The organism is Kitasatospora griseola (assembly GCF_014648555.1).
In the GTDB taxonomy this organism is placed as follows: domain Bacteria; phylum Actinomycetota; class Actinomycetes; order Streptomycetales; family Streptomycetaceae; genus Kitasatospora; species Kitasatospora griseola.
Genome location: NZ_BMRI01000002.1, coordinates 176,931 through 184,762 on the forward strand (window position 1 = coordinate 176,931; position 7,832 = coordinate 184,762).

Below are 7,832 nucleotides of genomic sequence, written 5' to 3' on the forward strand. Positions count from 1 at the left end.
CGTCCCATACGGCCTCCTCACCCGAACGGTGCGGGGCATCGAGCCGAACCTTCTGTTTCATGCTAGATCGCGGCCCGCCGGAGCGCCGGGGAAGACCGCAGCCACAGGCCCGCCGGAGCGCCGAGGAAGACCGCGGCCGCAGGCGCCCCGGTGCCCGGCTCCCGCTCGGGCGAGCGGGAGCCGGGCACCGGGGTCGGACGGTCACTGCTGGTTGTCGTCCCCCTCGCCGCGACCGAAGCGGTCGAGGTCGAAGGACCAGATGCCGCGGCCGTGGGTGCCGGCGTAGAGCAGGCCGTCGGGGCCGGTCCTGAGCTGCATCACCGTGGTGGTGGGCAGGCCCTCGCCGATCACCTTCCAGTTCCGCTGACCGGGCGCGCGGTAGAACGCGGCCAGGTCGGTGCCGAGGGCGAGGCCACCGTTCGGCAGCAGGCGCAGCGTGTTGGTCGGGACGTCGGGCAGGTTGGCCGAGACGTCCGTCCAGGTGGCGCCGCCGTCGCGGCTGTCGAAGACGTGGCCGATGCCCGCGCCGGGGCCCTCGCTCCAGGCCCGGGAGAAGCCGCTGAACGAGACCAGGACGTGCTTGGCGTTCGCCGGGTCGACGGCGAAGGAGGAGACGTACCGGTTGGGCAGGGCGCCGTCCACGGGCAGGTTCAGCTGGTGCCAGCCGGTGCCGTCGACGTTGCCGACGGCGATGCCGCGGGTGAAGCCCTGGTTGTTGCAGGGGCCGCACCAGCCGGCGTACACGGTGCCGCCGGAGGCGGCGACGGCGGTGGCGACGTGGCCGGCGCCGAGGTCGTAGGCGGCCGTCCACTCGCTGCCGCTGCGGATCGCGAAGCCCTTGTTCTGCACCCAGACGTGCTGGCCGCCGGCCACCCAGGTGTCGGCGTTCTTCGCGTCCGTGGTGATCGGCGCGATGAACCGGGCGGCGTGCGTGTACTGGTCCGGCGGGGCGATCTCGTAGGTGGTGGCCTTGGCCGGGTCGTCCTGCCAGGCGCCGTCGTTGACGGCGCAGTTCTGGGTGGACCGCATCTCCATGTAGGCGTACTCGGCGACGATGTTGCAGCCGTTGTTCGGGTCGACGATGGTGTCGCCGCCGTCGCCGCCGAAGTTGGAGCCCATCGCCCTGTCGCGGGCGCGCAGGATCGACTGGCCGTTGTCCTGGAGGCCGCCGCTGACGACGACGCCCTTGCCGGAGCGGTCCGCCGGGTCCTTGCCGACGCCCACCGAGTAGTACTGGAGGGCGTCCATGCTGCCGTCGTTGAACGACGTCCAGTCGGTGGCGTGGCCGAGGGAGTCCACCGCGCCGTTCAGCGGGCGGCCGTAGATGCCGCCGTCGTTGCCGACGTACACGGTGGTCCGGCCCTTGCTGGTGCCGAGGGCGATGGCGTGCTGGTCGGAGTGCGGGGTCTGCGAGCAGGTCCGCTTGGCCGGGTCGATGTCCCAGCACGGGAAGTAGAAGTTCCAGTACGGGCCCGGGGTGATCCAGTCGCCGCCGCCGTTCCGGGTCTCGTAGACCTCTTCGAGGCCCAGGTAGACGTGGTCGGCGTTGTTCGGGTCCACCTGGAGGAACTGGTTGTACCAGGACTGGATGCCCGGCTGGTAGCCGTCGTCCTGGAGCGCGGAACCGGAGCCCTTGAGCTTGTCCTTGTCCGCGATCAGGGTCCACGGGCCGAGCGGCGAGCCGGACTTGGAGACGTACACGCCCTGCAGGCCGCTGTCCGGGTCGGTCGCCATCTTCGTCGGGGACTGGTCGATGGCGTAGTAGCGCGAGCCGTCCTTGGACGGTGCGAAGGTGACGTTGCCGACGTCGGCGGCGTCGGCGGGCAGGTCGCCGAGCGAGGTCAGCCGCTGCCAGGTGCCGTCCGCGGCCCTGCTGTAGAAGCCGTTGTAGGTGTCGCCGCTGCGCCAGCCGAAGGCCAGCACCACCTTCGACGGGTCCTTCGGGTCGAAGGCGACGTCGTTGGCGATGTTCTTGTACGGGGCGTTGGGCGCCTTGGAGTCGGCGCCGCCGGGCAGGAAGGTCGGGTTCGGCGCGAACTCCGGCTTCCAGGGGCCGGACAGGTCGGTGGTGGAGTGCGTCCACACGCCGCGGCTGGTGGCGGCCCACACCTTGTCGCCGTTGAAGCGCAGGGCGTGGATGACGGTGGACTCCAGCTCGGTCCCGCCGATCCGGTTGCCCGGCTTGAACGCGCCGTGCTTCGGGTCGGCGAGGACGTACACGCCGGTGCCGACGTATGCGGTGCCGCCGGTGTTCGCCTCGCCGGTGGCGTACCAGAGCCGGCCCGAGCCGTCGAGCTCCAGCGCGCCGGTCGACAGCGAGGGCAGCTTGTCCGAGATCGCCTGCCAGTGGCCGCCGCCCGAACGGGAGCGGTACACGCCGCCGTTGGCGCCGCCCGCGTACACGGTGCCGTCGTCGTCGGCGGCGATGCCGGTCACCCGGCCGGTCACGTTCCCGGAGCCCGCACCGGAGTTGGAGTCGATGTCGCGGTAGCGCGGGTCGTCCGAGTTGTACGGCTTGTCGGTGACGTGGTTCCAGAAGCCGGCGGTGTGCGGCAGCGACTGGAGCTGCGCCCAGGCCGCGCTGTACGCGCCCGGGGCGACCAGGCCGGGGGCGGTGCGGGCCTCGGTGAACTGCTCGGTGGACTCGGCGGAGTTCTCTGCCTCGTCCTCGCCGTCGTCCTGGCGCGCGGCGAACGTCGAGCCGCTGGTGGCGGCCTCGACCTTCGCGGCGTGCTGCTTCCCGACCTCCGCCTGGTGGCGGGCGGGCCGGGGCCGCTGCTCGGGCGTGGGCGCCGCGACGGCCTGAGCGGTGGTCAGTCCGAGCGCGGTGATGGTGACGACGCACATCAACAGCCGTCGTCGCTGCCTGTTGGGCACGATGCGGTGTCCTCCCCAGGAGTGTTCCGGGCCGCACGATCGCGCGGCCCGGCGAACCAGTCGCAGCCTTCCGGTTCGCACCGCCGTCGTGAAGAGCGTGTACATAACGGATGCTTAAAAAGTGTCACCTGCAAGGAAGTTGACGATCAGTTGGCTCTCGCGGGCTCAGCCCTCCGCGCTTCGGACCACCCGCTGGTCGCCGTGCTGGACGGCGTAGACGGTGCCGTGGTCGTGGGCGGTGTTGTTCTGGGTGTACGCGAGGCGCTGCCGGTCGCCCTGGAACTCGGCCACCAGCCGGGTCAGTTCCGGGGCCAGGTCGGGCTCCTGTCGGAGCACGGCCGCCAACTCCAGGGCCCAGAAGGCGAAGAGCGCCCGTCGGGCCTCCTCGGGGCGGTCCGCGTCGCGGACCAGTTCGGCGTTGCGGTCGAGCTGCTCGGCGACGGTGCGCTGCCGGTCGTGGCCCAGCCGGCGGAACACCGCGAGCGTGCCGTCCTTGACGGAGCGCCACAGGTCGGTGGCCATGGCGCCGACCACCACCGCAGCGCCGGACTCCGCGAGCGTGACCAGTTCGTGGTCCATGACGTGTTTCTCCTTCAGGTTCGACGGGTGGTGGTGATGTGCTGGACGCCGTTCTGGACGGCGTAGATGACGCCGTGCCCGGTCGCCCGGTTGGTCATCCGCGACGGCCCGGCGGGCGGCGGCGCGGCGGGCACGGCGGGCACGGCCGGCGCTGCGGCCTCGGACGGGCCCTCGGCGGGGGCTGTCCGGATCCATGCGGTGGTGGTGAACTCCTTGTTGGCGACGGCCACTTGGCGGAACGCCTCGGGCTCGATCCCGGGGCGGCCGGGCTGCACCGTCTCCTCGTGGAAGTGCTCCGAGAGGACGAGCACGGCGACGCTCTGCGGCGGCGCTTCGGCCAGCTCGGTGCGGACGGCGGGCGCGTCGAGCAGTCGGGCCAGCACCTCCAGCGGCCGCCCGGCCACCTCGCCGTCCGGGCCGAGCCGGACGTCCCCGGCGTGCAGGGCCATCCGGACCCGGATCGTGGTCAGCGCCCCGGCCAGCCGGTTGTGGGCGCGCAGCCGGGCGGCGACCTCGTCGAACAGCGGATGGACCAGCGCCGCCTTCCGCACCCCGGCCGGCGCGGTGACCCGCAGGCCGTCGCCCAGGTCGTCGACCCGGCAGGCCTCCCAGTCGATCCGGCTCCGCTCGAAGGACTCCCGCAGCACCGTCCGCAGGGCGGCGCGGATCGCCAGCAGCGCCGGGTCGCCGCGTCCGGCGGAACGCTCGATGTCCACGGCGAGGACCGCCCGGTACGCCAATTCCCCGTCCATCCAAGCCTCCTGATGTCGCATCTGGCCGCCCCCGGACTCCATGGTGCCGGACCGGCGGACGGCGGACCCCGTCGGAATACGGGTTCTCCGGCCCCCGCGCACGACACCGCGCCGTCCCGCCACCGCGCACCGCGCCCCGGACGCATACTGGTCGCACCGGAACAGCGCGGCGCGGAACGACTCGGCGCCGGACAGCTCGGAGCCGCACGGGCAGGGGGAGAGTGATGGCAGCCGACGACCGCAGCCGCCGGGACGGTGACGACCCGTCCGGCCGCGCCTGGACCTGGCCGCTGTCGAGCCTGCTCGGCAGCCTGTCCCCGGCCGAGCGGGAGCCGCTGCTGACGCTCGGCACCGAGGTGCGCTACCCGGCCGACCGGGTCCTGCTGCGGGAGTCCGACCGGACGGACTTCCTGCTGGTGCTGCTGGCGGGCGTGGTCAAGGTGACCGGCCGCACCCACGACCACCGGGACGCGCTGCTGACCGTGCGGATGGGCGGCGACCTGGTCGGCGAGTTCGCCGCCGTGGACGGCCGGCCGCGGTCGGCGACCGTCACCAGCTGCGGCCAGGTCACGGCCAGGACGGTGAGCCGCCCGGCATTCCTCGACTGCATGCGGCGCGAGCCGCGGATCGCCCAGGCCGTCAACGCGTCCATCGTGACCAAGCTGCGGGCCGCGAACGACCGCCGGATCGACTTCACCGGCTGCGACACGGCGACCCGGGTCGCCCGGGTGATCCACCAGATCGCCGTCACCTACGGCGAGCCGGCCGGCGCGGGCGCGGTGATCCGCTGGCCGATCACCCAGCCCGAGCTCGCGACGCTCTCCGGCGCCGCCGAGCCCACGGTGCACAAGGCCCTGCGCCGCCTGCGCGAGTCCGGGGCCGTCACCACCGGGTACCGCACCATCAGGGTGGAGAGCATGGCGCTGCTGGAGACCATCGCCTACTCGTAGGCCCCTCCGGCCGATCGTGCCGGACCGGCCCTCGCCGCACGCCACTTGTAGGTGCGGTGAACGGCCCGGGCGGAAACCGTCGTTCGACGGGGTCTCGCCGGGGGCCCGCCGCTAGCCTGGCCGACTACCGGGCTGCCGAGGGCAGTTCCGGACGCCCCAGGGTGCCCGCGCACACCCGGCGGACCCACCCCTTCGGTACCGGCCGACCTGCCCGCACGGCGGTCCGCCCCGAGAACGGTCGCGTTCCACGGCCGGGAGAGACAGTCGCGATGGAAGAACCGGGCACGTCCGACGCGAGCACCGCGACGGACGCCGACAGCAACGGCGGCGGCAACGACTACCGCCTCGACATCGACGGCGACGCCCTCGGGCCGGTGGTGGTCGGCGACCACAACCTGGTGGTGGACGCCCAGCACGGCTCCACGGTGACCCTCCTGGTGGCCGGCCACCGCCCGAAGCCGGTGCGCCGGGAACAGGTGGCGCTGCTCCCCCGCCGGCAGCCGGACCCGCTCGGCCGGGCCGCCGAACTCGCCGATCTGGAACGGGCGATCCGCACCGGCGGGCTGGTCCAGCTGTACGGCCCGTCCGGGACGGGCACCAGCATGCTGCTGCGCCACGCCGCGCGCCGACCGACTGCCGCCGCCGACGCCGGGAGGGTGTACCTGAACGCCGCCGACCGCGAGATCGGCGACCTGGCGCAGGAGATCTTCGAGGCCTGCTACGACGCCGTCGGCTACGCCCCGTCCGAGCCCGAACTGCGGCGCCTGATGGCCGGGGTGCGCGTCACCGTGTACCTCGACAACGCGGACCTGAGCCGCACCCAGGCCCTCGCCCTGGCCGACCTGGCCCCGGACGCGACGTTCGTGCTGGCCTCCCACCGACCGTCGCTGCTCGGCGAGGACGGCGCCCTGGTGGAGCTCGCCGGGCTGGACCGCGCGGCCGGGCTCGAACTGCTCACCCGCGAACTGCGCCGACCGCTCGCATCGGACGAACTGGCCGACGCGACGGCCCTCTGGCAGGCCGCCCAGGGGCGTCCGCTGCACCTGCTGCAGGCCGCCGTGCTCGCCCGGTTCCGGTCGACCGCCGGCGGCGGCCTGCCGAGGGCCGGCGAGGTGTCCGAGCTGATCCCGCTGCTGCTCGACGGACTCGACGCCCCGTCGACCGAGGTGCTGCGCCTGCTGGCCACCCTGGACGGCGCGGAACTCGCCCCGGACCGGATCGGCGCCATCGCCGACCTGCCCGACGCCGCCGCGGTGTGCGAGCGGCTGGCCGAGGTCGGCCTGCTGCGCGCCGAACAGCACGGCTACCGCTGCCCGCCGGACGCCGTCGCGGCGGCGCTCGGCCGGACCGCCCCGTTCCCGTTCGAGCGGATCTGCGAGCGGCTCACCGACTGGGTCACCCGGCGCGACACCGCACCCGCCGAAGTGGCCGAGCACAGCCGGGCGTTGGAGCGGGCGGTCGTCCTCGCCGAGGCGGCCGGACGCCCCGAACTGGCGGTGCACCTGGCCCGGGCCGCCTCCCCGGCGATGGCCCGCGCGCTGCGCCCCGGGGCGTGGGGCCGACTGCTCGGCCGCGGCTGGAACGCCGCCAAACGGTCCGGCGACCGGCCCGCACAGACCTTCTTCGTCCACGAGGAGGGCATCCGCAGCCTGCTGACGGGCCGTCGGGTCATCGCGGCCGCGCTGCTCGGCGAGGCGGCGCTGCTGTGGAAGGCGATCGGCGACCTGCACGGCGCGACGGCCGCGCTCAACGCCCAGAGCGTCGCCCCCGCACTGGGCGGCCAGCTGCCCACCGGCCTCGTCCCCGCGCCGAGCGCCGGCCTGGGCGGGGCCGGGGCGCACGGCGGCGCGGCGGTGCACGGCGGCGCGGCGCACGCCGCGACCACGCCCGGCGCCGCCGCCCACGGGGCGCAGGCCCACTCGGTGGCCTCGCACATGGCGAACCTGGCGCCCACCCCGCCACCGCCCGCCGCCCCGGCGGCAGTTCCGCACGTCGGGTCCGTCCCGCACGCGACGGCGCCGGCGGCGCAGCACGGGGCCGCGCACGCGGGACAGCAGACGGCCGGTCACGCGGCCGCGGGCCATGCCGCCGCCGGTGCGTCCGTCGCGGCCGGCACAGGCGCGGGAGCGACCGGTCTGCTCGGCGGCAAGGGGCTGCTCGTCCTGCTGGGCGTGCTGCTCGCCGGGACGGGCGCGGTCACCTGGTCGATCTCGGGCGGGGGCGGGAGCGGCAGCGGCTCGGCCGGCGGCGGGAAGGAGCTGCGGGCGCCGTTCGACCAGGCGGTGCAGGCGCTGACCGCGGCGCCGGGCGTCCGCTACCAGGGCGACTGGAACGTCCAGGAGTACCTCAACGACGTCACTGTGACCGCGCAGGGCGAGAAGTTCGGCACCAGCCACCTGGTCGGCGACACCATGGAGTCCGACACCAACTCCCACGACCTGCTGAGCATCGGCGGCAAGGACTACTCGCGCTGGCACGCCTCGGACCTCGTCCTGCGCCTGTGGACCTACGACGGCCTCGGCGACCGGACCGACAAGAAGACCAGCCGCCTGTCCGAGGAGATGTCCCTGTACGAGGCCCCGGCCGATCTGGCCAAGCGGTTCTCGCAGGCCCTCGCCGACCGGCCGCGGCTGCCGGCCGCCGAGAACCCGCAGACCACCGACGTCAACGACGT

At 74.2% G+C, this 7,832-nt stretch carries 5 protein-coding genes; 2 read left to right on the forward strand and 3 right to left on the reverse strand.

What is annotated here, in order from left to right:
- Nucleotides 1–201: 201 nt before the first annotated feature.
- The 3 genes from IEZ12_RS03315 to IEZ12_RS03325 all read right to left on the reverse strand — a co-directional run bounded on the left by IEZ12_RS03315 (nucleotide 202) and on the right by IEZ12_RS03325 (nucleotide 4,208).
- On the reverse strand, nucleotides 202–2,847 hold the full coding sequence (locus tag IEZ12_RS03315) for a glycosyl hydrolase (protein WP_189270879.1): 2,646 nt from the start codon (nucleotides 2,845–2,847) through the stop codon (nucleotides 202–204).
- Nucleotides 2,848–3,042: 195 nt separating this feature from the next.
- Nucleotides 3,043–3,456 (reverse strand): hypothetical protein, encoded by a 414-nt coding sequence (locus tag IEZ12_RS03320; protein WP_189270702.1) that lies wholly within the window; start codon nucleotides 3,454–3,456, stop codon nucleotides 3,043–3,045.
- A 14-nt stretch (nucleotides 3,457–3,470) separates the two neighbouring features.
- On the reverse strand, nucleotides 3,471–4,208 hold the full coding sequence (locus tag IEZ12_RS03325) for a hypothetical protein (RefSeq protein ID WP_189270704.1): 738 nt from the start codon (nucleotides 4,206–4,208) through the stop codon (nucleotides 3,471–3,473).
- A gap of 224 nt (nucleotides 4,209–4,432) precedes the next feature.
- Between IEZ12_RS03325 and IEZ12_RS03330 the strand changes: the two genes are divergently transcribed.
- Both IEZ12_RS03330 and IEZ12_RS03335 read left to right on the forward strand, forming a co-directional pair.
- The gene (locus IEZ12_RS03330; protein WP_189270706.1) at nucleotides 4,433–5,158 is read left to right on the forward strand and encodes a Crp/Fnr family transcriptional regulator; all 726 of its coding nucleotides are present in this window, start codon (nucleotides 4,433–4,435) and stop codon (nucleotides 5,156–5,158) included.
- A 269-nt stretch (nucleotides 5,159–5,427) separates the two neighbouring features.
- On the forward strand, nucleotides 5,428–7,832 hold a 2,405-nt coding region (locus IEZ12_RS03335; RefSeq protein ID WP_189270707.1), incomplete at its 3' end, for an ATP-binding protein.

Excerpts from the sequence above, each read along its gene's own strand:
- IEZ12_RS03330 (WP_189270706.1), top strand. The coding sequence starts at position 4,433 with ATGGCAGCCGACGACCGCAGCCGCCGGGACGGTGACGACCCGTCCGGC.
- IEZ12_RS03315 (WP_189270879.1), bottom strand. The coding sequence starts at position 2,847 with ATGTGCGTCGTCACCATCACCGCGCTCGGACTGACCACCGCTCAGGCC.
- IEZ12_RS03320 (WP_189270702.1), bottom strand. The coding sequence starts at position 3,456 with ATGGACCACGAACTGGTCACGCTCGCGGAGTCCGGCGCTGCGGTGGTG.
- IEZ12_RS03325 (WP_189270704.1), bottom strand. The coding sequence starts at position 4,208 with ATGGACGGGGAATTGGCGTACCGGGCGGTCCTCGCCGTGGACATCGAG.